The sequence below is a fragment of the Nevskia sp. genome, assembly GCF_023266035.1.
Taxonomy (GTDB): Bacteria; Pseudomonadota; Gammaproteobacteria; order Nevskiales; family Nevskiaceae; genus Nevskia.
Window position 1 is genome coordinate 1 of record NZ_JAHFRY010000046.1, and the last position, 20,552, is coordinate 20,552.

At 64.9% G+C, this 20,552-nt stretch carries 23 protein-coding genes and 1 pseudogene; 8 read left to right on the top strand and 16 right to left on the bottom strand.

What is annotated here, in order from left to right:
- Positions 1–65: 65 nt before the first annotated feature.
- The 4 genes from Q0D45_RS08970 to dusA all read right to left on the bottom strand — a co-directional run bounded on the left by Q0D45_RS08970 (position 66) and on the right by dusA (position 3,042).
- A complete protein-coding gene (locus Q0D45_RS08970; RefSeq protein WP_293391509.1) occupies positions 66–272 on the bottom strand; it encodes a hypothetical protein in 207 nt (68 codons plus the stop codon).
- A gap of 101 nt (positions 273–373) precedes the next feature.
- Complete coding sequence (locus Q0D45_RS08975) at positions 374–1,204, bottom strand: transporter substrate-binding domain-containing protein (protein WP_293391512.1); 831 nt, start codon at positions 1,202–1,204, stop codon at positions 374–376.
- Positions 1,205–1,267: 63 nt separating this feature from the next.
- Positions 1,268–1,990, bottom strand: a complete 723-nt coding sequence (locus tag Q0D45_RS08980) for a UDP-2,3-diacylglucosamine diphosphatase (RefSeq protein ID WP_293391515.1) — start codon at positions 1,988–1,990, stop codon at positions 1,268–1,270.
- Entirely contained in the window at positions 1,987–3,042 is a 1,056-nt protein-coding gene (dusA, locus tag Q0D45_RS08985) for a tRNA dihydrouridine(20/20a) synthase DusA (RefSeq protein ID WP_293391518.1), read from the bottom strand. The genes Q0D45_RS08980 and dusA overlap by 4 nt, the downstream gene beginning before the upstream one ends.
- A 408-nt stretch (positions 3,043–3,450) precedes the next feature.
- Between dusA and Q0D45_RS08990 the strand changes: the two genes are divergently transcribed.
- From Q0D45_RS08990 to Q0D45_RS09000, 3 genes are all read left to right on the top strand, one after another.
- Positions 3,451–3,744: a hypothetical protein gene (locus Q0D45_RS08990; protein ID WP_293391521.1), complete on the top strand. Its 294-nt coding sequence runs from the start codon at positions 3,451–3,453 to the stop codon at positions 3,742–3,744.
- Positions 3,745–3,814: 70 nt separating this feature from the next.
- Positions 3,815–4,132, top strand: a complete 318-nt coding sequence (locus tag Q0D45_RS08995) for an SCP2 sterol-binding domain-containing protein (protein WP_293391525.1) — start codon at positions 3,815–3,817, stop codon at positions 4,130–4,132.
- 16 nt (positions 4,133–4,148) lie between these two features.
- On the top strand, positions 4,149–4,859 hold the full coding sequence (locus tag Q0D45_RS09000) for a class I SAM-dependent methyltransferase (RefSeq protein WP_293391528.1): 711 nt from the start codon (positions 4,149–4,151) through the stop codon (positions 4,857–4,859).
- Here Q0D45_RS09000 and Q0D45_RS09005 read toward each other — a convergent pair.
- On the bottom strand, positions 4,856–5,296 hold the full coding sequence (locus Q0D45_RS09005; protein ID WP_293391531.1) for a thioredoxin family protein: 441 nt from the start codon (positions 5,294–5,296) through the stop codon (positions 4,856–4,858). The genes Q0D45_RS09000 and Q0D45_RS09005 overlap by 4 nt on opposite strands.
- A gap of 68 nt (positions 5,297–5,364) precedes the next feature.
- Here Q0D45_RS09005 and Q0D45_RS09010 point away from each other — a divergent pair, with 68 nt between their 5' ends.
- Positions 5,365–5,868, top strand: coding sequence for a histidine phosphatase family protein (locus Q0D45_RS09010; protein ID WP_293391533.1), 504 nt, complete (start codon positions 5,365–5,367; stop codon positions 5,866–5,868).
- Positions 5,869–5,875: 7 nt separating this feature from the next.
- Here the strand turns inward: Q0D45_RS09010 and Q0D45_RS09015 are convergent, their stop codons facing one another.
- On the bottom strand, positions 5,876–6,871 hold the full coding sequence (locus tag Q0D45_RS09015) for a universal stress protein (protein ID WP_293391535.1): 996 nt from the start codon (positions 6,869–6,871) through the stop codon (positions 5,876–5,878).
- A 45-nt stretch (positions 6,872–6,916) separates the two neighbouring features.
- Positions 6,917–7,825 (bottom strand): bestrophin family protein, encoded by a 909-nt coding sequence (locus Q0D45_RS09020; protein WP_293391538.1) that lies wholly within the window; start codon positions 7,823–7,825, stop codon positions 6,917–6,919.
- 187 nt (positions 7,826–8,012) lie between these two features.
- Between Q0D45_RS09020 and Q0D45_RS09025 the strand changes: the two genes are divergently transcribed.
- Together Q0D45_RS09025 and Q0D45_RS09030 are read left to right on the top strand one after the other, a co-directional pair.
- Positions 8,013–9,440: a PAS domain-containing sensor histidine kinase gene (locus tag Q0D45_RS09025; protein WP_293391541.1), complete on the top strand. Its 1,428-nt coding sequence runs from the start codon at positions 8,013–8,015 to the stop codon at positions 9,438–9,440.
- On the top strand, positions 9,433–10,068 hold the full coding sequence (locus Q0D45_RS09030) for a response regulator transcription factor (protein ID WP_293391544.1): 636 nt from the start codon (positions 9,433–9,435) through the stop codon (positions 10,066–10,068). Before Q0D45_RS09025 ends, Q0D45_RS09030 begins: the two co-directional genes overlap by 8 nt.
- Here Q0D45_RS09030 and Q0D45_RS09035 read toward each other — a convergent pair whose 3' ends face one another.
- Complete coding sequence (locus tag Q0D45_RS09035) at positions 10,069–10,356, bottom strand: pyrimidine/purine nucleoside phosphorylase (protein WP_293391546.1); 288 nt, start codon at positions 10,354–10,356, stop codon at positions 10,069–10,071.
- 202 nt (positions 10,357–10,558) lie between these two features.
- Here Q0D45_RS09035 and Q0D45_RS09040 point away from each other — a divergent pair, with 202 nt between their 5' ends.
- Positions 10,559–11,323 carry a ParA family protein gene (locus tag Q0D45_RS09040; protein WP_366946395.1) on the top strand — a complete coding sequence of 255 codons (765 nt, stop codon included), beginning with the start codon at positions 10,559–10,561 and terminating at the stop codon, positions 11,321–11,323.
- On the opposite strand, the gene Q0D45_RS09045 is transcribed toward Q0D45_RS09040, so the two are convergent.
- The 3 genes from Q0D45_RS09045 to mtnA are packed head-to-tail and all read right to left on the bottom strand — an operon-like array spanning position 11,320 to position 13,759.
- Positions 11,320–12,228, bottom strand: a complete 909-nt coding sequence (locus tag Q0D45_RS09045) for an N-acetylmuramoyl-L-alanine amidase-like domain-containing protein (RefSeq protein ID WP_293391551.1) — start codon at positions 12,226–12,228, stop codon at positions 11,320–11,322. The two genes, Q0D45_RS09040 and Q0D45_RS09045, sit on opposite strands and share 4 nt — an antisense overlap.
- Positions 12,228–12,752: a gamma carbonic anhydrase family protein gene (locus Q0D45_RS09050; protein WP_293391553.1), complete on the bottom strand. Its 525-nt coding sequence runs from the start codon at positions 12,750–12,752 to the stop codon at positions 12,228–12,230. The genes Q0D45_RS09045 and Q0D45_RS09050 overlap by 1 nt, the downstream gene beginning before the upstream one ends.
- Positions 12,749–13,759: an S-methyl-5-thioribose-1-phosphate isomerase gene (mtnA, locus tag Q0D45_RS09055; RefSeq protein WP_293391556.1), complete on the bottom strand. Its 1,011-nt coding sequence runs from the start codon at positions 13,757–13,759 to the stop codon at positions 12,749–12,751. Before mtnA ends, Q0D45_RS09050 begins: the two co-directional genes overlap by 4 nt.
- Positions 13,760–13,860: 101 nt before the next feature.
- On the opposite strand from mtnA, the gene Q0D45_RS09060 reads away from it, so the two are divergent.
- Positions 13,861–15,177, top strand: a complete 1,317-nt coding sequence (locus tag Q0D45_RS09060; RefSeq protein WP_293391559.1) for a TRZ/ATZ family hydrolase — start codon at positions 13,861–13,863, stop codon at positions 15,175–15,177.
- Between the two features lie 17 nt (positions 15,178–15,194).
- Here Q0D45_RS09060 and Q0D45_RS09065 read toward each other — a convergent pair whose 3' ends face one another.
- The 5 genes and pseudogenes from Q0D45_RS09065 to Q0D45_RS09085 form a co-directional block, all read right to left on the bottom strand.
- Entirely contained in the window at positions 15,195–15,563 is a 369-nt protein-coding gene (locus Q0D45_RS09065; protein WP_293391562.1) for a MazG nucleotide pyrophosphohydrolase domain-containing protein, read from the bottom strand.
- Complete coding sequence (locus Q0D45_RS09070) at positions 15,560–16,183, bottom strand: CoA pyrophosphatase (protein ID WP_293391564.1); 624 nt, start codon at positions 16,181–16,183, stop codon at positions 15,560–15,562. The genes Q0D45_RS09065 and Q0D45_RS09070 overlap by 4 nt, the downstream gene beginning before the upstream one ends.
- A gap of 166 nt (positions 16,184–16,349) precedes the next feature.
- Positions 16,350–17,543: an O-succinylhomoserine sulfhydrylase gene (locus Q0D45_RS09075; protein WP_293391567.1), complete on the bottom strand. Its 1,194-nt coding sequence runs from the start codon at positions 17,541–17,543 to the stop codon at positions 16,350–16,352.
- Between the two features lie 189 nt (positions 17,544–17,732).
- A complete protein-coding gene (locus Q0D45_RS09080) occupies positions 17,733–20,321 on the bottom strand; it encodes a TonB-dependent siderophore receptor (protein ID WP_293391570.1) in 2,589 nt (862 codons plus the stop codon).
- 20 nt (positions 20,322–20,341) lie between these two features.
- Positions 20,342–20,552 (bottom strand): annotated as a pseudogene (locus tag Q0D45_RS09085) (hypothetical protein); the annotation flags it as partial.

The following is a 20,552-nucleotide window of genomic DNA, read 5'->3' on the forward strand; positions in this document are numbered from 1 at the left end:
GAAAACCGGGGCGCGTCAAAGCCCCGCAGCAGTAGATTGAGCGGAAAATCGCCAGATCGGCGGCTTCAAGCGTTATCCACGACGTGTGACTCCACTCGGCGCGGGTTATTCAGAGCTTCCTTAAATCCTTCTATGCTTTCATCAAAAAGTCCAACCACTTCAAGCTCTATATTCCCGCCATCCGTAATAACAAGCGTTCCAGGTATCTTTTTTTCTGGACCAGAAGCAAGCCAGAAGTAACCAGATTTTTTAAATTCATCTTTTATACGCAACTTACATCTCCGTTAAATCGGAATTAAGGCTGTACGTCAATAAGCCGCCGTGTATTGAATGAGTAAGCTCAACCCATTTCGCTCGGCAAGCACAGCACGACTCACCCGCCCTGCACATTCGCCAACCAAGCCACCCCCTCAAACCACTTGCCATACAACGCGTCATAACTCCCATCATTGCGAATCTGATCCTGGAAATGATCCAGCCAGTTCAGAAAATCCGGGTCGCCCTTGCGCACCGCCCAGCCCAGCGGCTCCTTGGTGAACGGCTCCTTCAAATGGATCAGTGAGTCCTTGAACTGCGCGATGTAGACGACGTTGAACGGCAGGTCGTAGACGAAGGCATCGGCGCGGCCGTTGCGCACTTCCAGCGCAGCATCGGCTTCAGTCTCGAAAGTCTTCAGCTTGGCCTTGCCGAGAAAACGTTTGGCGGCGATATCGCCGGTGGTGCCGAGCTTGGTGGCGATCACGTATTTCGGATCGTTGAGATCCTTGACCGATTTCACGGTATCCGCATGCTTCTTCGCCAGCAGGATGGTCTGGCCGATGACGATGTAGGGCCGAGCGAAGTTCACCTGCAGATTGCGCTCCGGCGTGATGGTCATGCCGGACATCAGGATGTCGAACTTGTCGGTGAGCAGCGCCGGGATGATGCCGTCCCACTGGGTGTTGACGAAGCTGACCTTGACGCCCATGTAGCGGCCCATCAGCTTGGCCAGATCGACATCGAAACCGATGATCTCGCCACGCTTGTCGCGCATCTCGAACGGCAGGTAGCCGGCTTCCAGGCCGACTCTCAGTTCGCCGCGCTTGAGGATCTGGTTGAGGGTCGATTTTTCCCAGAGCGCCTGATCGGCGGCAGTCGCCGCGGGCGCGCCGAACAGACCGAGCAGCAGGGTGAACAAGGGAGCAAGCAGCAGGGCGTGGCGCATCGGCGGGTTGTCGGTTTCGGGCTCGATTCGAGCTTACCTTGCCCGCCGTCCGGGCTGCCGCCGTCAGTTGACTACGGTCTTGCGAATCAGGCCTGCGTCGTCAACCTGCAGGTACTCGCAGTGCTCCGGCCGCCAGTCCGCGAGCACCAGGCGTTCGACCTTGCGGCCGTCGATATCGAGCTGGTGCACGGTCGGCCGATGCGTATGGCCGTGGATAATCCGGGCGACGCCATGCTCGATGAACGCCTGGCGGATTGCATCGGCATTGACGTCGAGAATCGCCGCCGGCTTGTTGCGCGTGCCATCACCCCGCGCCTGGCCGGCCACTTTCTGACGCCAAGCGCGCGGCAGACGCCGGTAGATGAACTGAGCCACGGGATTGCGCGAGAAACGACGCCAGCGCTGATATGGAAGGTCATCCGTGCACCAGATGTCGCCGTGGCTGAGCAGGGTCGGCTCGCCGGCCAGATCGACGATCAGCGGATCGGCCAGCAGTTCGAGCCCGGCCGCTTTCGCGAACGCGGTGCCGAGCATGAAATCGCGATTGCCATGCTGGTAGCAAACCCGGACGCCGCTGTCGCGCAACGCGCGCAAGGCATCGGCTTCCGAACGGTAATCGGCCAGACCTTCGGCATCGCCGATCCACACCTCGAAGAGATCACCGAGCATGTAGACCGCTTCAGCCTCGCGAGCCGGGCCGGCGAGAAAGGCGAGAAAGCGTTCGCGCAGTGGCGATGGCGTGTTTGGCAGATGCAGGTCCGACAACAACAAGATCGGACGATTCACGCGGCCGCGCGGTTGCCGACGTTGGCTGCGGCCCGTTCCACTTCGGCAAGCGCCGCTTCGATCGTGTCCCAATCCGGTTCGCGGCTGGCGTCGTGCTCGCTGAGCACGCGCCGGAACTGCTTGCCGCCCGGCTGGTTGCGATAGAGGCCGAGCATGTGCCGGGTGATGTGCGGCAGACTGTTGCCGGCTTCCAGTTCAGCGTGGATGTAGTCGTACATCGCATCGACCACTTCGACCCGGGTCGGTGCCGGCCGCGTATCGCCGAACAGTTTCGAATCGACTTCGGCAAGCCGGTACGGGTTCTCGTAAACCTCGCGGCCCAGCATCACGCCATCGACCTGCTTCAGATGAGCCAGGCATTCATCCATCGTGTGGATGCCGCCATTGATGACGATGGTGAGTTGCGGGAATTCCTGCTTCAGGCGGTAGACCGTGTCGTAGCGCAGCGGCGGAATCTCGCGGTTTTCCTTCGGGCTCAGGCCGCTCAGCCAGGCCTTGCGGGCGTGGACGATGAACGTGGTGCAGCCGGTCTCGGCGATCGGCTCGATGAAATCGCGCAGGAAGGTGTAGTCCTCGCTGTAGTCGACGCCGATGCGGCACTTCACCGTCACCGGCAGGCCGCTGGCCTTCTTCATCGCCAGCACGCCGGCGGCGACCTGCTTCGGACCCATCATCAGGCAGGCGCCGAAACCGCCGTCCTGCACGCGATCGGACGGGCAGCCGCAGTTCAGGTTCAGTTCGTCGTAACCGTATTCCGCACCCAGTTCGGCGGCATTGGCGAGCAGCGGCACATCGCTGCCGCCGATCTGCAGGGCGACCGGATGCTCGGCCTTGTCGAAGCGCAGATGGCGCGGCACGTCACCATGGCGCAGCGCGCCGGTGGTGACCATTTCCGTGTACATCCGCGTGTGTCGGGTCAACTGGCGATGGAAAAACCGGCAATGCCGATCCGTCCAATCCATCATCGGCGCCACGCAGAAACGCCATGGGTTGTGCGAGCCGGCGGGGCTTGCGGATTCCGTCGTCGGGGCGGCGGCGCTGGACAGGTCCATCCTGATTCCTTGTAGGTCGCGGCGCAGCCTTGGCTTGCCGGATTGAAAGCCGGACGCTTGGTGGAGCATTCCGGGCGCTGCAAATGTCTCGGATCGTTTGAACCACTAGCTTGGCTGTGAGGCCAGATTCGCCGTGAAGTTCCGGAAAAACCGGCAAAAACCGGGACTAATCAAGTACAAGGATAAAGACTTAGGCCCCTTGCCGTACACCGGGCGCCGCTGAAGGCCTGAGCGCTGCGGCACATCGGGCCGCAAATGGTGCGCCACCAGGTCGCTGTTTTCGGAATTTCCCGGCCGCTCACGGCGACGACATCACTCGTAGAATCCCGTCATTCCGAACCTGAACCGAATGACCCAAGTCCCTTTCCTGCTGTCGACCCGCGAGCCAACGAACGCCGAGCCAGGCTCGTGACTACCGGAACGAGTGATTACTCCGGCTGGCTGTCGATGCGCGAACTCGACGAAGCAGCCGGCCTGCCCAAGGGCTCGGCGTTCCGCGCCTTCAAATCGCTGGCCGGCGATCTAGCCGAAGGGACGGACTACGTCGTGCTCGATCACCGTACGGCAGAAGGCCTTGCTGCAAGCATGACGGTGCAGGGGCGGCTGTATCGCAGCTCGATCGCCCCGGTGCTGCTATCGGCAACGACTGCCGCGCGGGTCCAGTCGATGATGACGACGCCGTCCGGTCCGGATGCTCGGTAATTATGTTTACAGTTGTTTACATCACGGCGGCGGCCCGAGTAGGATGCGGCTCCCTTTAAGGAGCACCCCCATGAGCGCCATCGACTTCCTGAAGAAACTCCCCGCCGCGTTTGATGCCAGCGCCGCCGCCGGCACCGATGCCGTCGTCCAGTTCGCCATCTCGTCGCCGGCTTACCTGAGCATCAAGGGCGGCAGCTGTTCGCTCGACCAGGGCACGGCGGCCAACGCCGACGTCACCCTGACGATGGAAGACGACGATCTCGTCTCGCTGCTGAAGGGCGATCTGAACGGCATGACTGCATTCATGACCGGCAAGCTGCAGCTCGACGGCGACATGATGCTGGCGCAGCGCATGACCAGCTTCTTCGATGCTTCGAAGCTTGGCTGATCGGCCGCCGCCGAGCATGAAGACCCCGGACCGCGAGGCCCGGGGTTTTTCATTTGCCCTCGAAACACAGACCGAACACGGCAGCGACTATCTCTGCCTGCGGGCCTTGCATCGCCCGCAATACGGCGCGATCTACGCCGATTGGCTGACTGCCGATGTCAGCCGCCGCATCGGCGCCGGCCGCAAGCAGGCGCTCGGCAAGGCGATCGGCCTGCACAAGCCACGCAAGCCGGAAGACGGCCTGCTGCAGGTGCTCGATGCTACCGCCGGACTCGGCCGTGACGCTTATCTGATGGCGGCACTCGGCGCCCGCGTGACCCTGGTCGAGCGCAATCCGACGGTCTGCGCGCTGCTACACGACGCCCTCGCCCGCGTGCTCGCCACGTCGGCAACACAGGCGATTGGCGAACGCATCGCGATCATCGAAGCCGATGCCTGCGCGTTCATGGCGCTGCCGGAAAATCGCGCGGCGTTCGACGTCGTCCATCTCGATCCGATGTACCCGGACGATGGCAAGGCGGCGCTGCCGTCGAAGGAAATGCAGATCCTGCGTGATCTCACCGGTGGCGATGCCGATGCCGACGAACTGCTGGCGCCGGCGCTGCTCGCAGCGCGTCATAGAGTGGTGGTCAAGCGGCCGTCGAAAGCGCCGCCGCTGGCCGGTGTCGAGCCTTCGCTGCGCTTTGAAGGCACGCAACTCCGCTTCGATGTCTATCTGCGCAATTAATGCTTCAGGGCAGCCGCAAACGCCGCAGGATCGAACGTGATCGGCAGCTTGCGCAGCAAGGCGCCGTCGCCATCGAGCACCAGCAGGCTCGGAAAGCTGCTGACCTCGTATTGGGCCATGAAGGCCGGCGCCTCGGCGGATTCATAGTCGATGCTGCTGAGCACGTAGCCGGCGTTGATCGCGGCCTTCACGGCGGGATCGCTGAACACCTCGGTGTGCAGACGGCGACAGGTCGGACACCAGATCGCGGAGAAATCGGCCAGCACCGGTTTGCCCTCGGCTCTGGCTTGAACCAGCGCTGCCGCCAATGGTCGAAACTCGAGTTCAGTCGCCGCCATCGCCGCGATGCCGCGACGGGTCTGTACTTCGACATTGACGAAGTACAGCGCCACCGGCACCAGTGCGTACGCACCGTAACGTAGCCATTTGCGATTCATCTGCAGGTCTCTCTCCCCATTCCCAAGCATTCCGAAAGCGGTAATCCGCTTCCGGTAATCTCGCGCCCATGAAACGCCTGATCCTGATCCGCCACGCCAAATCGAGCTGGGATTACCCGATGCTCGCCGATTTCGATCGCCCGCTGAATCCGCGCGGCCGTCGCGACGCGCCGATCATGGCGCTGCGGCTGCAAGGCATGCTGACGCAGCCGTTCCGGATGATCGCCAGCCCCGCCGTCCGGGCACTGACCACGGCCCAGTTGTTCGCCGAAACCTTCGAGCTGCCGGAAGCGCAGATCAGCATCGAGCAGCGCATCTACGACGCAACGCCGGGCACCCTGCTGCACCTGATCAATACGCTGGACGAGGCCGATGACCAGGTGCTGATGTTCGGCCACAACCCGGGCTTCACCGACGTCACCCGCCTGCTCGTCGACGGCCCGTTGCCGTTCATCGAGCTGCCGACTTGCGGGGTTGTCATCCTCGGCTTCGAGGAGGATCGCTGGCAGGACATCGTACCGGGCAGCGCCCAGGTGCTGGCCTTCCGCTACGCCAAGGAAAGCCAGCAGTAGCCAAGCCTCAAGCGGGAGCGAAATCCGACGACCAGTCAGCGGCCAGCCATGAGCGGCGTGGCTGCGCAATCACGCGGCGCGCTTCGATCAGCGCGGGCTGCATCAGCTTCTTCTCCAGCCGTTGCCGTGCATTCGGCGGCGGCAGCAGATCGTTCTCCTGCTTGAAGCGCGGAGGCACGCAGATCAGCAGGCAGGGGCTTTCACGCAGTGCCGAAGTGAACGACGAGAGCAGCAGGCGCTTGCGCACCGCTGTGTCGCGATCGACCACCAGGGTCTGAGCCCGGCTCTGCCGCAGCAGCTTCGCCAGGGTGCGCTGGGTCTGGCCAGTGCCGATCTGGACCCGCACTCGCACATCGTCCCCTACCCGCGCGGCGATATCGTCGAGCCGCTGGATCGCCGCAGGCTCGGCCAGCGGACGCTCGGAGTACAGCGCTTCCAGCATCAGGCCTTCGCTGACTTCGGGCAGTACGAACAGCAGATGCAGTTCGGCATCGCGCTGACGGGCCAACGACGCGGCTTCACGCACGTGGTCGAGACGCGTTTCATCGCCGGTGATCCAGCAGGCGACGCGGCCACCGGTTTTCGGCAGTTCGGGCACTGCATAGGTGTCCGGCAGCATGGTCAGCATCGGTGTGGTGACCTGGCGTAGCACCTCGGTGCGCAAGGAACTGTGAAACGGGCGCGGCAGATAGCTGCGCACGCTCGGCGGCATCACCAGCATCGACTCCGGATGCTGGCTGCAGAACTCGGCGATGCCCGACGCCGTGGCGCCGCTGAGCAGTTGCCGATCGCTGTGCGGATAGTGGGCGGACTCGGCGAAGAACGAATCCAGCGCGCGCGACGCCTGCGCCTGCGCACCGCGGCCATGAACGTGCAGCAGGGTCAGCTTGGCCTGCAGCGAATCGACCCATTGCGCCACCATCGGAATGGCGGCGTGGCAGGCCTCGGAAAAATTGGTGGCGAAGATCAGATGCGGGTTCGCGGTGTGGGACATGGGAGACATGGCAACTCCTGGTGAACTTGATTGAGGGATGGGAAAGAGGCGACGTCAGTAGACGAAGCCGTCGATGGCGCGGACTTCGGGCAGCGTCTTGCGCTGGTCGAGCATTTCGCGGAGCGTCAGTTCGATGCCGCGTGACAGCGCCGTCATCGGCGTGTCGTTGACGGTGTTTTCGAACGGGTCTTCGATTGCGCCGCTGGCGGTGTCGATGGCGATCAAGGTGAAGCTGATCAGTGCCGAAGCGACCGGCGTGAAGATGCCCAGGCCGGCGACCAGGGCCAGCGGCACCAACCAGCAGTAAGCGTCAACGAGCACCCGCGGCAGCGAGCTGAACTGGCGCGGCAGCGGCGTGTTCTTGATCCGCTCGCAGGAACCCTGGATGTTGGCCAGCGTGGTCAGGCTGTTGTCGAGCGAACTCCAGCGCAGGCTGTCGAGCATGCCCAGCTCACGCGCCTGCTGAAGCTGCTCGGCCATCCGCAGGGTCAGCGCGTTGGGAACGTTGCCGTAACCGCGCAGCGCATCGGTCTGCGCACGGCCGAGCACGCCGGCCAGTTCGGGAAACGGATTCTGCTTGCGCAGATGGCAGCGCAAGGCATGAACGAAGGCGATCTGGTGGACGACGATGTCGTTGCGTAGCGCCACCTGCTGCGGGTTGGCGGCATCGGCATCGAGCGCCGTCAGCGCCTGACGGGACAGTGCCCGCGAGGTATTGACCAGCTGGCCCCAGAGCTGACGCGCCTCCCACCAGCGGCCGTAGGCGGCGTTGGCGCGAAAGGCCAGGAAGATGGTCAGTGCCGAACCGAGCGTGCCGAGCGGCAGTGCGTCCAGCGACAACCAGTGCCAGTCGCCGAACACGTACAGCGCCGCCACTGCGCAATCGAAGGCCACCAGCACCAGCAGGCGCTTGTAGGTTCGCGGCCAGAGCCGCTGAAGAGGAATGCTGTCTCGAAGAATCATGGGAACACCCGAAGCAAGTCGTGGTGCCATTACAGGCCGAGGCGGCTCGCCTGTCTGCTATCGAAACGGCATCCGTCGTCGGCCCGGAAGCGGCCGGAAGATGCAGCGAAGCTATCTTTCGATAGGTTCCGGAACCTCGCGATTCAAAGCCGATCTGAGCTTGAATCCGCTAGCCAAGAGTCGTCGCATGGAGCGCTTGAGATTGCCGTTCGAAATACGTGGCCAGGTGGTGAAACTGGGCTACGGCGCGACCCTTTGGCTATCGCTGGCGATGCTCGGGCTGCTTGTCATCTCCGAATGGTATTCGCGCCTCGGCGTATCGCTGGGCCTGCTCTACATCCTGCCGGTAGTGCTCGCCGCCACGGTGCTGACGCGGCGGCAGATCGTCATGGCCGCGGTCGCCTGTGCCGGGCTGCGCGGCCTGTTCGTGATGAACGAGCAGATGGTCGAGCAGTCGCTGCGCTTCTTCATGGCGACCATCGCCTACGCCGGCTGCGGCCTGCTGGTGGCCGAGATCAGCCGCACGCGGCGCATGGTCTTCGGCCACTACGCGCGCCTGCGGGCCGAGCAACAGTTGCGCCGTCGCGCCGAGCGCCAGTTGCGCCTGCTGGCCGAGAGCAGCCCGGCGGCGATCCTCACCGTGGCCAGTGACGGCCGTATCGTCGCCGCCAACCGGGCCGCGCACGAAATGCTTGATCTGGAGCCGAGCCAATCGCTGATCGGCGAACCGGTCCGCGGCTATCTGCCGGTACTGCATGACGCGCTGTCGGTCAGCGCCAACATCGATGGCATGCGCACCTCGACCTCGACCTGGGGCCTGCGCGCCGACGGCAGCTCGTTTCCGACGACGATCTGGTTCTCGGTCTACGGCCAGCGCGAGACGCGGCATCTGGCGGCGATCGTGGTCGACGTGTCCGATGAAGTGCGTGAGCGCGAGTACGCGCACTTCCAGGATCTCAACAAGTACAACCGGCTGCTGGCCGGCGCGGTGTCGCACGAGATCCGCAACCTGTGTTCGGCGGCCAGCGTGGTCAGCTCCAACCTGTCCCGCCATCCGGCGATGCAGGATGACCCGGACCTCGCCGCCCTGCGCAGTCTGGTCCAGGCTCTGCTGGAACTGGCCTCGTTCGATCTGCGCCGACAGGCCAGCCCTTCGGTCAGTGAAACCAGCCTGCAAGCCCTGCTGACCGAGCTGGAAGTGATCATCGCGCCGGATTGGGCCGACATCGACGGCGAGGTGCATATCGCGGTGCCGCCGGATTTCCCGCCGGTGCGTGCCGATCGCCATGCCTTGCTGCAGGTGCTGCTGAACCTGGCGCAAAACGCCTTGCGCGCGGTGTCCGATCAGAGCCATCGCCTGCTGCAGCTCAGCGCCCATATCGATGAAGGCCGCGCCGTGCTTCGCGTGCTCGATTCCGGTCCCGGCCTCGCCCAGCCCGAACATCTGTTCCAGCCGTTCCGCTCAGGTGCCAACGGCTCCGGTCTGGGGCTCTACATCTCGCGCGCGCTGATGACTCATCAGGACGGCCAGCTTCGCCATGTACCGGGCGACAGCGGTTGCTGCTTCGAACTGCTGCTGCCGCTGGCGCCGGTCAACGAGGCCGCTCATGGTTGAGGCATCGGCACCGATCCGGCTCTACCTGCTCGACGATCACATGCTGTTCCGCGAAGGTCTGCTGCGACTGCTGGATGCTGATCCGCGCTTTGTCGTGGTCGGTCAATCCGGCTTGCTCGAGCCGGGACTGGCCGAGATCGCGCAACTGCGGCCCGACGTGGTGATCGTCGATTACGATCTCGGCGAGCACACGGCGCTGGATTTCATGCGCCGCCGCCCGCCCGGTGCCGGTGCGGCATTGCTGGTCACTGCCGGCCTGCCCGAGCGCGACGCGCTGGAGCTGATCCGGCTCGGCTTGTCCGGCATCTGCCGCAAGGAAGTGTCACCGGATGAGCTGAAGGCCAGCATTCACGCCGTGGCCCTCGGCCAAGTGCTGATCGAGCAGCGCTATCTGCAGTCGATCGTCGCTGCCAGCACGGCACCGGATCGGGTCAGCTTCACCGAGCGCGAACGCGCCGTGCTGCGCGGCCTGCTTCAAGGGCATTCCAACAAGCAGATCGCCCGTCAGCTGGCCAGCTCCGAAAGTGCCATCAAGGCCACGTTCCAGCAGCTGTTCAACAAGCTGGACGTGCGTTCCCGCAGCCAGCTGGTGATGGTGGTGATCCAGAGCTACGGCGATCTGATCTGATCAGGCCGCGAAGTACTCGCAGAGATAAGCCGCCGGACCGCCGACGGCGCGGACATCGAAGCCCGAGTTCGCGCCGACTTCGAAGTAGGTGCCGGCCGGAAAATTCGACCATTCCGCACCCGGCAATTTGGCCTGCAGCAGGCCGCTGACCACAGTCATCCGCTCGGCCGCTTCGGTGCCGAAGTGGTATTCGCCGGGAGCGATGACGCCCACCGAGCCGCGCAGGCCGTTGCGCTGATAACCGACGCTCTGCACGGCGCCTTCGAAATAGCTGTTGTGCTTCAGCATGCTGCAATCCCCTGCGATGTCGTGGATGAATGAGTCCGTGGCCAGCGGCTGGCACCGTGCCGACGGGCGCGCATCCTGACGGCAGTCGCGGCCGCTGCGCAAGCGTCCGGGTGGTCGGCATGTTGCGTTGCAGCGAACCGGCACGAATCTGGCGATAATCGACACAGCACTTGCGCTGCTTCCCTGCCCCGAGGTCTCGATGATCCGTCGTGTCGTGTTCAACCAGAAAGGCGGCGTCGGCAAGACGACCATCGTCTGCAATCTCGCCGCGATCGCCGCGTCACGCGGCCTGCGCACGCTGGTGATCGATCTCGATACCCAGGGCAATTCGACGCAGTACCTGCTCGGCCCGCTGGCCCAGACCGCCGACCGCTCGATCGCCGATTTCTTCGAAGCCACCTTGAGCTTCTCGATCCAGTCGCCGCCGTTCGTGACCTATGCGACCAACTCGCCGTTCGAGAATCTCGACGTGGTCGCCGCCAGCACCCGGCTCGATGATCTGCAGGTCAAGCTCGAATCCAAGCAGAAAGTGCAGAAGCTCAATCAGGCGCTGGACAAGCTGAAAGGCTATGACGCGGTGTTCATCGACACGCCGCCGGCGCTGAACTTCTACAGCCGCTCGGCGCTGATCGCCGCGGACCGCGTGCTCATCCCGTTCGACTGCGACGAGTTCTCGCGTCAGGCGCTGTACACGCTGATCGACAACATCCACGAACTGCGTGCCGACCACAACGAAGACCTGAAGATCGAGGGCATCATCGTCAACCAGTTCCAGAGCCGCGCCAAGCTGCCGCAGCGCGTGGTCGCCGAACTGAAAGCCGAAGGCCAGCCGCTGCTCGATGCCTCGCTGTCATCCTCGGTGCGCGTCAAGGAATCGCACGAGTTGCACAAGCCGATGATCCATCTCGACCCGACGCATCGGGTGACCCAGGAATACATCGCGCTGTTCGATTCGCTGGGCCGCTAGCGGCGCGGATCGCGCGGCCGGAACACGCGCACGCCGCGCTGCTGGCGGAGACTGGCGGCGTAGCGCAGCAGATCCGGCGACACCACGACGGCGCCATTGCGCTGCGAAGCCTGCGCCAGTTCGAGCCGGCCGCTCGGGCGAGTGACCACCAGGCCGACGTGGATCACGTCGAGGCCGGGCACATCGGCCACCCAAGCGATGATGTCGCCCGGCTGCAGGCCGTCGGCGATCTTCGTCAGGCTGGTCGCGCGGATGTACGGCGTGCCGTCATCGCGATCCGACAAGCTTTTCTCTTGCGCCAGCACGCAGGCCAGACGTTCCGGCGCACCGATCAATGCGGCGGTCTTGCCGGCGTTGCGGCTCAGGTAGTCGAAGCCGTGGGTCAGGCGGATGGTCGCCAGATTGGCGGCGTCACCGGCGAGGCTGGTGGTGACTTCGTCGAGCACACCGGCATTGGCCTGCAGCTCCGCCCAGTCGCTGAAGTAATGCTGACGCGCGCAGAAGCCGGGCTCACCGCTGCGATAACGCAGCCGTGCCAGTTCGTCGGCATAGCCGGCAGCGGTCGGCTTGCCTTGCGCGATGGCCCTCGCCAATGCCAGTACGGTTTCGACGTAGGTGACGCAATCGAAGCCATCGAAGCCGGCGCGCAGCGGTTCGCTGGTTCCCTTGGCGTCCCGATCCAGCGGCGCCGATTCGTAGCGGGCATCGACCAGCTTCGGATGGGTCGCGATCGCCTGCAGCAAGGCCGTCCAATTCGTGTTTCCTGCCGTTGGCGCGAGGTCGGCGACGATCGCATCGAAGCTCGCCTGATCGGCGCTGGATAGCGGCGCATCGGCCGCCGCTGCGCCACCCATCAAAGTCAGGCTGAACGCCAGCGCCTGAAAAACTGACCGAAACCCAGCCATCAGCGCACGAACGGCTTCAGGTGATCGCGATAGCGGCGCGCGTTCTGCACGTAGTGCGTGGCGCCATGGCGCATGCGCCCGTACTCGGCCGGCGACAGCTCGCGCTTGACCACCGCCGGGCTGCCGAGGATCAGCACGTTGTCCGGATAGGTCTTGCCTTCCGGCACCACGCTGCCGGCGCCGACGATCGAGTTCCTGCCGATCACCGCACCGTTGAGCACGATGCTCTGGATGCCGATCAGCGTGCCTTCGCCGATGGTGCAGCCGTGCAGCATTACCTGATGGCCGATCGTGCAGTCGCGGCCGATGCTCAACTTGAAGCCGGTATCGGTATGCAGCACCGAGCCGTCCTGCACATTGCTGTTCTCGCCGATGGTGATCAGGTCGTTATCGCCACGGACGACGCAGTTGAACCAGACGCTGCTGCCGGCTTCCATCACCACCGAGCCGATGACCACCGCGTTGTCGGCGATCCAGGCGCTGTCCGCCAGTTGCGGAACGCGATTTTCGAGCTGATAGATCATCCGATCAGCGCCTGGATAGCAGCGGTGCTCGGCGGCTGGGCAACACCGCGCTCGCAGACGATGGCGTCGATCAGGCTGGCCGGCGTCACGTCGAACACCGGGTTGAAGGCCTGCATGCCGGTCGGTGCGATCTGCGCGCCCTTGAACTCGGTCAGTTCCTTGGCGGTGCGTTCCTCGATCGGAATGCCGCTGCCATCGGCCATGCTCAGATCGAAGGTGCCGCTGGGCGCCACCACCATGAACTTCGCGCCGTAATGCCGGGCGACGACCGCGAGCATGTGGGTGCCGATCTTGTTCGCGGTGTCGCCATTGGCGGCGATGCGATCGGCGCCGACGATCACCCAGTCGATCCTGGTCGTGCTCATCAGATGGGCGGCGGCACCATCGGCGATGAGCTTGGCCGGGATGCCTTCGCGCATCAGCTCCCAGGCGGTCAACCGCGCGCCCTGCAGCCAGGGGCGGGTTTCGGTGTTGTAGACCTGGGTGATGCGGCCCTGCGCGTATGCCGTGCGGATCACGCCGAGCGCGGTGCCGTGGCCGCCCGTGGCCAGCGCTCCGGTGTTGCAATGGGTCAGCACCTTCGAGCCTGGCGCGATCAGCGCCGCACCGAACTCGGCCATCTTCAGGTTCTGGGCCAGGTCTTCCTCGAAGATCGCGACCGCTTCGGCTTCCAGTTCGTCGACATTGAACGACGCCGCCCAGATCGCCCGCATGCGGCGCAGCGCCCAGTGCAGGTTGACGGCGGTCGGCCGCGATTCGGCGAGCACCTTCTCGGCAGCATCGAACAGCGTCGGATCGGCACGCACCGCGAGCACCAGCCCGAACGCCGCCGCGATGCCGATCGCCGGCGCGCCGCGGACCACCATCTCGTGGATGGCTGATGCGGTGTCCTCGGCGTTACGGCATTGGATGGTGCGCTCTTCGAGCGGCAGCAGGCGCTGGTCCAGCAGGCGCAGCACGCCGTCCTGCCACTGGATGGCCTGCACAGTGTTCGAGTTGTGGCTCATGCGGATCGATCAGGATTGCGGGACCGGCATTCTATCGTCCGAGCAGACACACGCCCTGCCCGACCTGCGAAACTGGGCCATCCCATTCATTGCCCAAGCTCATGCAAGCGATCGACCTGCTGGTATTCCCGAAGTGGCTGGTGACCATCGAACCCGAAGGCCAGGTGCTGGAAGACCATGCGATGGCCGTCGACGGCGGCCGTATCGTCGAAATCCTGCCGGCCGACTTCGCCCGCCAGACCTATGCGCCGCGCGACGCCCTGGTGCTGGCTGATCACGCGGTGATGCCCGGCCTGGTCAATGGCCACACCCATTCGGCGATGACCTTGCTGCGCGGCATCGCCGACGATCTGCCGCTGATGGACTGGCTCAACAACCACATCTGGCCGGCCGAAGGTGCGCACGTATCGCGCGCCTTCTGCGTCGACGGCGTGCGGCTGGCTGCGGCGGAGATGATTCGCGGCGGCACGACCTGTTTCAACGACATGTATTTCTTCCCGGACGCCACCGCCGAAGTCGCCGCCCAGACCGGCATGCGCGCGGTGATCGGCCTGTTGCTGATCGACTTCCCGACCGCCTGGGCCGCGAATGCCGACGAGTACATCCGCAAGGGGCTCGACGTCTACGAGAACGACATCCGCCTGCAGCCGCTGCTACGCGCCGCGTTTGCGCCGCATGCGCCGTACACGGTGTCCGACGCGCCGCTGCTGCGGATCCGCGAACTGGCCACCGAGATGGGCCTGCCGATCCACATGCACGTTCACGAGACCGCTGACGAAGTGAATGGCGCGGTAGCCAACGATGGTCGCCGGCCCTGGGAGCGGCTGAAGTCGCTGGACTTGCTCGGCCCCGATTTCATCGCCGTGCACATGACCCAGTTGACCGACGACGAGATCGCCGACTGCGGCCGGCTCGGCGTCAACATCGCCCATTGCCCGGAATCGAATCTGAAGCTGGCCAGCGGCATTGCGCCGATCGCCAAGCTGATCGCTGCCGGCGCCAACGTGATGCTCGGCACCGATGGGCCGTCCAGCAACAACGATCTCGATCTGCTCTCCGAAATGCGCACGGCATCACTGCTGGCCAAGGGCGTGTCCGGCGATCCGCGCGCGGTGCCGGCGGCGCAGGCCCTGAAAATGGCGACGCTCAACGGCGCGAAAGCCCTGGGGCTGGACGCCGACATCGGCAGCCTGGTGGCCGGCAAATCCGCCGATTTCATCGCCATCGACCTCAATCATCCGTCGACGACGCCGGTCTACGACGTGATCTCGATCCTCGCCTACGCGGTGGGCCGCGATCAGGTCACCGATGTCTATGTCGCCGGCCGCGCGCTGATGCGTGACCGCCGGCTGCTGACTCTCGATGAACCGGCGGTGCTGGCCAAAGCCGCCGAGTGGCGCGCCCGGATCAAGCCGTAGGGCGGCCATGGGCCGCCCTACGGCTGGGCTTTCTCGATCCGCTTGGCTTCCTGCCACAGCGCTTCCATCTGCACGAGGCGCTGAGGATCACCGAGCGGCGCCAGGCCATCGAGATGGGCGGCGACGTGACCGTAGCGGCGGCGGAACTTGGTGTTCGCGGCGCTGAGCGCAGCGATCGGATCGAGCTGCAGATGGCGGGCGATGTTGGCGATCATGAACAGCAGATCGCCGAGTTCTTCCTGACGATGGGCCGCGTTGTCGGCCTCGCGCAGTTCGGCGATTTCCTCGGCGAGCTTGTCCCAGAGGCCTTGCGGATCGTCCCAGTCGAAACCCTGAGCGGCGGCATCGGCCTGCAGTTGCAGCGCGTCGGCGAACGGTTCGCTCATCCGTGGCCGAACTGCTCGCGCAGGTTCCACAGGATGCCGGCGGTCGCGCCCCAGATCGCGTGCTCGCCGAACTTCAGTTCGAGGAACGGCATGGTCATGCCGATGCGGGTCATTTCCTTGCGCTCGAAGCGGTTGTCGCCGGTGATCCAGTCCAGCGGCAGCTCGAAGGCTTCGGCGACCTCGCCCGGCTCCGGCGCGGCGACGAAATCGGCCTCGATGTAGCCGACCACCGGGGTGATCCGGTAGCCGGTGATGGTCGGGTAATCGTCGAGGTAGCCGATCACCTGCACCGATGACGGCGGCAGGCCGACTTCCTCATGCGCCTCGCGCAGCGCCGCGGCCGCGAGGCTGACATCGCCGGCATCGCGACGGCCGCCGGGAAAACTGATCTGACCCTTGTGCTGGCGCAGATGATCGGCGCGCTTGGTCAGCAGCACGGTGTGACCGTGCGAGCGGCGAATGATCGGCACCAGCACCGCCGCCGGCTTGAGCAGCGCGACGGCGCTTTCGCTGAGCAGGTAGTCGAGCTTCAGCGGCAGATCGAGGCGCGCGACCGGCCGCTGTGCCTCGTTGCTGCCAGCCAGCCGGGCCCGGAGTTTTTCGACTGCCGCTGCCTGCATTTAGTCCACCGAACCGGCGAGTTCGCGCCCTGATGGGCGTGCGAATTGGGATGCGATGCAAGGAAGAAAGCGCAGCAATAGTCGTTCTATTGCGAGCATTTCTGACGCCGCAGCGCGCCCAAGGCGTGCGTCCAGCAGAGTGTGGAATCTCATCGGTTCGGCGGACTCATAGCCCGCCAGAGAGGTCGGCGATGATGTCCTCGACATTCTCGAGACCGACCGCCACCCGCACCAGACCTTCGGTGATGCCGGCCAGCTTGCGGGCTTCGGCGGAGATGCGGCCGTGGGTCGTGGTCGCCGGATGGGTAATCGTGGTCCGGGTGTCGCCGAGGTTGGCGGTGATCGACAGCATCTGCACCGAATCGATCACCTTCCAGGCCGCTTCACGGCCACCCTCGACCTCGAACGAGACAATGCCGCCGAAGCCGGTCTGACCACCGATCTTCAGATGCTGGCGCTTGGCCAGTTCATGATGCGGATGGCTGGCGAGGCCCGGATGAAACACTCGGCGAACGCCCTTCTGGGTTTCCAGCCACTGCGCCAGCGCCAGCGCCGATTCGCAATGCGCGCGCATCCGCAGGCCCAGGGTTTCCAGGCCTTTCAGGAACACCCAGGCGTTGAACGGGCTCATGCTCGGCCCGGCGGTACGCATGAAGCCGAATACCTCCTTGCCGACCCGCTGGGCATCGCCGACCACCGCGCCACCGATGCAACGGCCTTGGCCATCGAGGTACTTGGTCGCCGAGTGGACGACCAGATCGGCGCCGAGCTTCAGCGGCTGCTGCAGTACCGGCGACAGGAAGCAGTTGTCGACGCACAGGATCGCACCGGCACCGTGGGCGATGTCGGCCAGCGCACGGATGTCGGCGATCTCGGTCAGCGGGTTGTTCGGGGTCTCGACGAAGAACAGCTTGGTCGACGGCCGCAGCGCCGCGCCCCAGGCGTTCAGATCGCTGGGATCGACGAAGGTGGTGTCGATGCCGAACTTGCCGAGCACGTTGTTGAACAGATTGATCGTGGAACCGAACAAGGTCCGCGAAGCGACGATGTGATCGCCGGCCTTCAGCAGCGCCATGCACATCGACAGGATCGCCGACATGCCGCTGGCGGTCGCGACACAGGCATCGCCGCCTTCCATCGCTGCCAGCCGCTCCTCGAACGCATGCACGGTGGGATTGGTGAAGCGTGAATAGACGTTGCCCTTCTTCTCGCCAGCGAACACCGCCGCCGCTTCGGCCGCGCTGGTGTAGACGAACGACGAGGTCAGATGCAGCGCCGCCGAGTGCTCCATCTCCCCGGTACGCGGCTCGGCTGCGCGGATGCCGAGCGTCGATGGGCCCCACTTGCTGAAATCGTTCATGCCGGTGCGCTGATGTCGAAAAACTGGCGGATTGGCCAGTGCGCAAGTTTACCGCCGAATGGCCAGCCTCCAGGCGCTTGCCTTCACCATCGGCAACGCAAGCGCTGCCGGGTGTACCGGCTGCGGCCGTGATTGCCGGCGGCGTCGCTGATGCAAGACACGCACTGCTGGTGCCGGACGCGCCGGACCTCAGAATCGTGCCCGCACAGAGAACGTCGCGTTTCGCGGCGCGCCATAGGAATGGGAGTAATTGCTGACGCGATATTCCTCGTCCAGCAGATTGTCGATGGCGAGGGCCAGCGAGAGGTTCCGGGTGAGTGCATAGCTCAGGTTCGCGCCCACCACGATGTAATTGTCGATGGTGTACAGGGGATCGCTGATGCCATCCACGTGGGTGTCGTCCTGCCAGCGCAGGCTGGCACCGAGCGTGAGGCCCTGCACCAGCGCCGGCTCATAGGCGGTGTAGAGCTTGACCTGCTGCACCGGCTGCGTCGTGTCCAGCACCGCGCCGCTGCTGTCCTTGTTCTTGAAATGCGAATAGCCGGCCTGGATCTGCCAGCGCGGCGTCAGCGCGCCGGCCACTTCGAGCTCCCAGCCACGGCCCTCGGTGTGGTCTGCAGCGCGGTAGGCGGGATCGCCCTGCGGCGTCAGGACGGGTTGTCCGTCCGGGTCCACGAGTGCCACGGCGAGATTGTCGCGCCTGGACTCGAATGCGGCGATGCTCGCGTTCAGCCGGTCGTCGAACCACGCGCCCTTGAGGCCGATCTCGAAGGTGTTGCCCTCCTCCGGGTCGAGCACGCGACCGTCGGTGCCCCTGACATCCTGCGGCTGGAAAATCTGGGTGTAGCTCCCGTAGGCCGACAGCGCTCGCGTGAGGTCGAGCACCAAGCCGGCATAGGGTGTGAACTCGTTCTTGTACTCGCGATCGTCCCAGGTGTAGGCGTCATGGAAGGCGGTCGCACGGTCGGTCGACTTCGTCGCCCAGTTGCTCAGGCGTCCACCGAGGATGACGGCGAGACGGTCCAGCGGACGCAGGCGCGTGGCGATGTAGGCACCATCCTGCTGGATCTCGGTGTCGTAGGGGTAGTCGTCTTCCGAGCCGGCGAGTGAGTCCCAATCGGGCGTGTCGTAGTACAGCTGGCCGCTGCTCCAATACGCGAGATCGGGGAAGGGATCGCCCAGGTAGCCCAGCGGGGCCGCATGATCGAAGCGATACAGGTTGAGCCCGGCGACCAGCTCGTGCTCGCGCCCGAACAGGCGGTATTTGCCGTCGACCCTGGCATCGACGATGTGCGTGTCGTACTGGTACGCGAGACTGAGCACGCGTGCGGCGGTCAGCGAGCCATCCTGCGGAATGCGCCGGACCATGCCGCGCCGCATGTCCGTGTTGTACTGGCCGAAACCGTAGTTGAGCCGTGCCTGCCAGTCGGCGCCGAATTGATGTGTCAAGGTCGCCGACGCATAGGTGCGGTCGCTATCCAGATAGGCCCAGGGCGCCGAGATGTTGCTGGTGGTGCTCGGCGGGATCGGCGTCACGCTGTCGGCAAAGTAGAAATAATTGCCGTAGTCGAAGGCCCAGGGCGCCTGCTTGCTTTCGGCGGTGCCACGTTCCAGCGTCAGCGTCAGCAGGGTGCTCGGGCTCAGGTCGGCCTCCAGCACGCCGTAGAAGATGCTGCGCTTGCTGCTGTAGTCATCGACCCAGGTCTTGCCTTCGTCGTAGGCACCGACCACGCGGCCGCGAATACTCCCCGACGTGTTGAGCGGACCGCCGACATCGACCAGGGCGCGATAGCGCTCCCAGCTGCCGAGCGTGGCTTCCACCGAGGTCTGCAACCCGCGCGTGGGCTTCTTGCGGGTCAGCGCGATCAGGGCGCTGGGCTGGCCGGCGCCGGTCATCAGGCCGGTGGAGCCGCGCACCACGGCGATGGAATCGTAGATCGCGGTATCCAGCGCGCCGTGACCGTACTGAACGGATTCACCCAGCGCTTCCCAGGGCAGGTTGACGCCGTCGACCTGGTAGCTGTTGATCGAGTAGCCGCGGGCGGTCAGCAGGCTTCTGCCGCCGATCGGGGTACCCGTGGAGTTGAAGAACACGCCCGTCACCTGCGCGGCGACCTCGGCCAGCGAATTGAGGTTCTGCTGCTCGATGCGCTCGCGCGTGATCACCGTTACCGACTGCGGCGTTTCACGCAGTGTGAGGCCCAGGCCAGTGGCGGCAGAGACCGGGCCGGCAGTGGTCAGCGAGCCGCTGCGCTCGGTGACGTCGGTGTCGACCGTCGCCTCGACGCGTACCGCCGCCATCACCGTCGCGTCCGCTGGCGGCGTGGGCGCCGGCTTGAACACGAACGCCCCTTCGCCCTGATTGGCCGCCTCCAGTCCCGTGCCTGCCAGCAGCAGGGCCAGTGCCTGCGACACCGCGTAAGCACCGCGCAAACCCTGCGTGCTGCGTCCTTCGGTGAGTTCCGACGATGCCGTGATGCTGACGCCGGTGGCCGTGGCGAAACGGCCAACCGCCTCGTTCAACGGGCCCGCCGGAATGTCGAAGCTGCGCACGGCGGCAAGGCCGCCGGCTGTCGGGCCCTGCGCCAACACCAGGACCGGCGCGGCGAAAAGGCCGATCGACAGCATCATGGCAAGCGCGCCCCGGCCGCGCTGGTAGTGTCCCCTGTGCATCTGCAAACTCCCTTCTTGTTGTCGCGGAAATGAATGTCCTGTTGACTTGAAACGCGAGAAACAGAAAAGGGACAGAGGCGATCCGAAAAGCGCCAGGGATCGCATCGCAGGGAATGCCGGGGAACCTACGCCCCCGCCGGCGCCACCATCACCCACCAGCCGGTGTGGCTGACGATCCGCACCGGCAAAGCCCTGGGCAGGCTGCGCAGCACCGGATCGATGTCGTGCAACTGGAACGCGCCGGAGATTTTCAGATCGGCCACCGCCGGGTCGCAGCGCAGGACGCCGGGGCGGTAACGCGAGAGCTCGGCGATGAAATCGCCGAGACGCATGCCA

Coding starts and splice junctions, on each gene's coding strand:
- Q0D45_RS08975 (WP_293391512.1), bottom strand. CDS start 1,204: ATGCGCCACGCCCTGCTGCTTGCTCCCTTGTTCACCCTGCTGCTCGGT.
- dusA (WP_293391518.1), bottom strand. CDS start 3,042: ATGGACCTGTCCAGCGCCGCCGCCCCGACGACGGAATCCGCAAGCCCC.
- Q0D45_RS08995 (WP_293391525.1), top strand. CDS start 3,815: ATGAGCGCCATCGACTTCCTGAAGAAACTCCCCGCCGCGTTTGATGCC.
- Q0D45_RS09000 (WP_293391528.1), top strand. CDS start 4,149: ATGAAGACCCCGGACCGCGAGGCCCGGGGTTTTTCATTTGCCCTCGAA.
- Q0D45_RS09005 (WP_293391531.1), bottom strand. CDS start 5,296: ATGAATCGCAAATGGCTACGTTACGGTGCGTACGCACTGGTGCCGGTG.
- Q0D45_RS09010 (WP_293391533.1), top strand. CDS start 5,365: ATGAAACGCCTGATCCTGATCCGCCACGCCAAATCGAGCTGGGATTAC.
- Q0D45_RS09015 (WP_293391535.1), bottom strand. CDS start 6,871: ATGTCTCCCATGTCCCACACCGCGAACCCGCATCTGATCTTCGCCACC.
- Q0D45_RS09020 (WP_293391538.1), bottom strand. CDS start 7,825: ATGATTCTTCGAGACAGCATTCCTCTTCAGCGGCTCTGGCCGCGAACC.
- Q0D45_RS09025 (WP_293391541.1), top strand. CDS start 8,013: ATGGAGCGCTTGAGATTGCCGTTCGAAATACGTGGCCAGGTGGTGAAA.
- Q0D45_RS09030 (WP_293391544.1), top strand. CDS start 9,433: ATGGTTGAGGCATCGGCACCGATCCGGCTCTACCTGCTCGACGATCAC.
- Q0D45_RS09035 (WP_293391546.1), bottom strand. CDS start 10,356: ATGCTGAAGCACAACAGCTATTTCGAAGGCGCCGTGCAGAGCGTCGGT.
- Q0D45_RS09045 (WP_293391551.1), bottom strand. CDS start 12,228: ATGGCTGGGTTTCGGTCAGTTTTTCAGGCGCTGGCGTTCAGCCTGACT.
- Q0D45_RS09050 (WP_293391553.1), bottom strand. CDS start 12,752: ATGATCTATCAGCTCGAAAATCGCGTTCCGCAACTGGCGGACAGCGCC.
- mtnA (WP_293391556.1), bottom strand. CDS start 13,759: ATGAGCCACAACTCGAACACTGTGCAGGCCATCCAGTGGCAGGACGGC.
- Q0D45_RS09060 (WP_293391559.1), top strand. CDS start 13,861: ATGCAAGCGATCGACCTGCTGGTATTCCCGAAGTGGCTGGTGACCATC.
- Q0D45_RS09065 (WP_293391562.1), bottom strand. CDS start 15,563: ATGAGCGAACCGTTCGCCGACGCGCTGCAACTGCAGGCCGATGCCGCC.
- Q0D45_RS09070 (WP_293391564.1), bottom strand. CDS start 16,183: ATGCAGGCAGCGGCAGTCGAAAAACTCCGGGCCCGGCTGGCTGGCAGC.
- Q0D45_RS09075 (WP_293391567.1), bottom strand. CDS start 17,543: ATGAACGATTTCAGCAAGTGGGGCCCATCGACGCTCGGCATCCGCGCA.
- Q0D45_RS09080 (WP_293391570.1), bottom strand. CDS start 20,321: ATGCGATCCCTGGCGCTTTTCGGATCGCCTCTGTCCCTTTTCTGTTTC.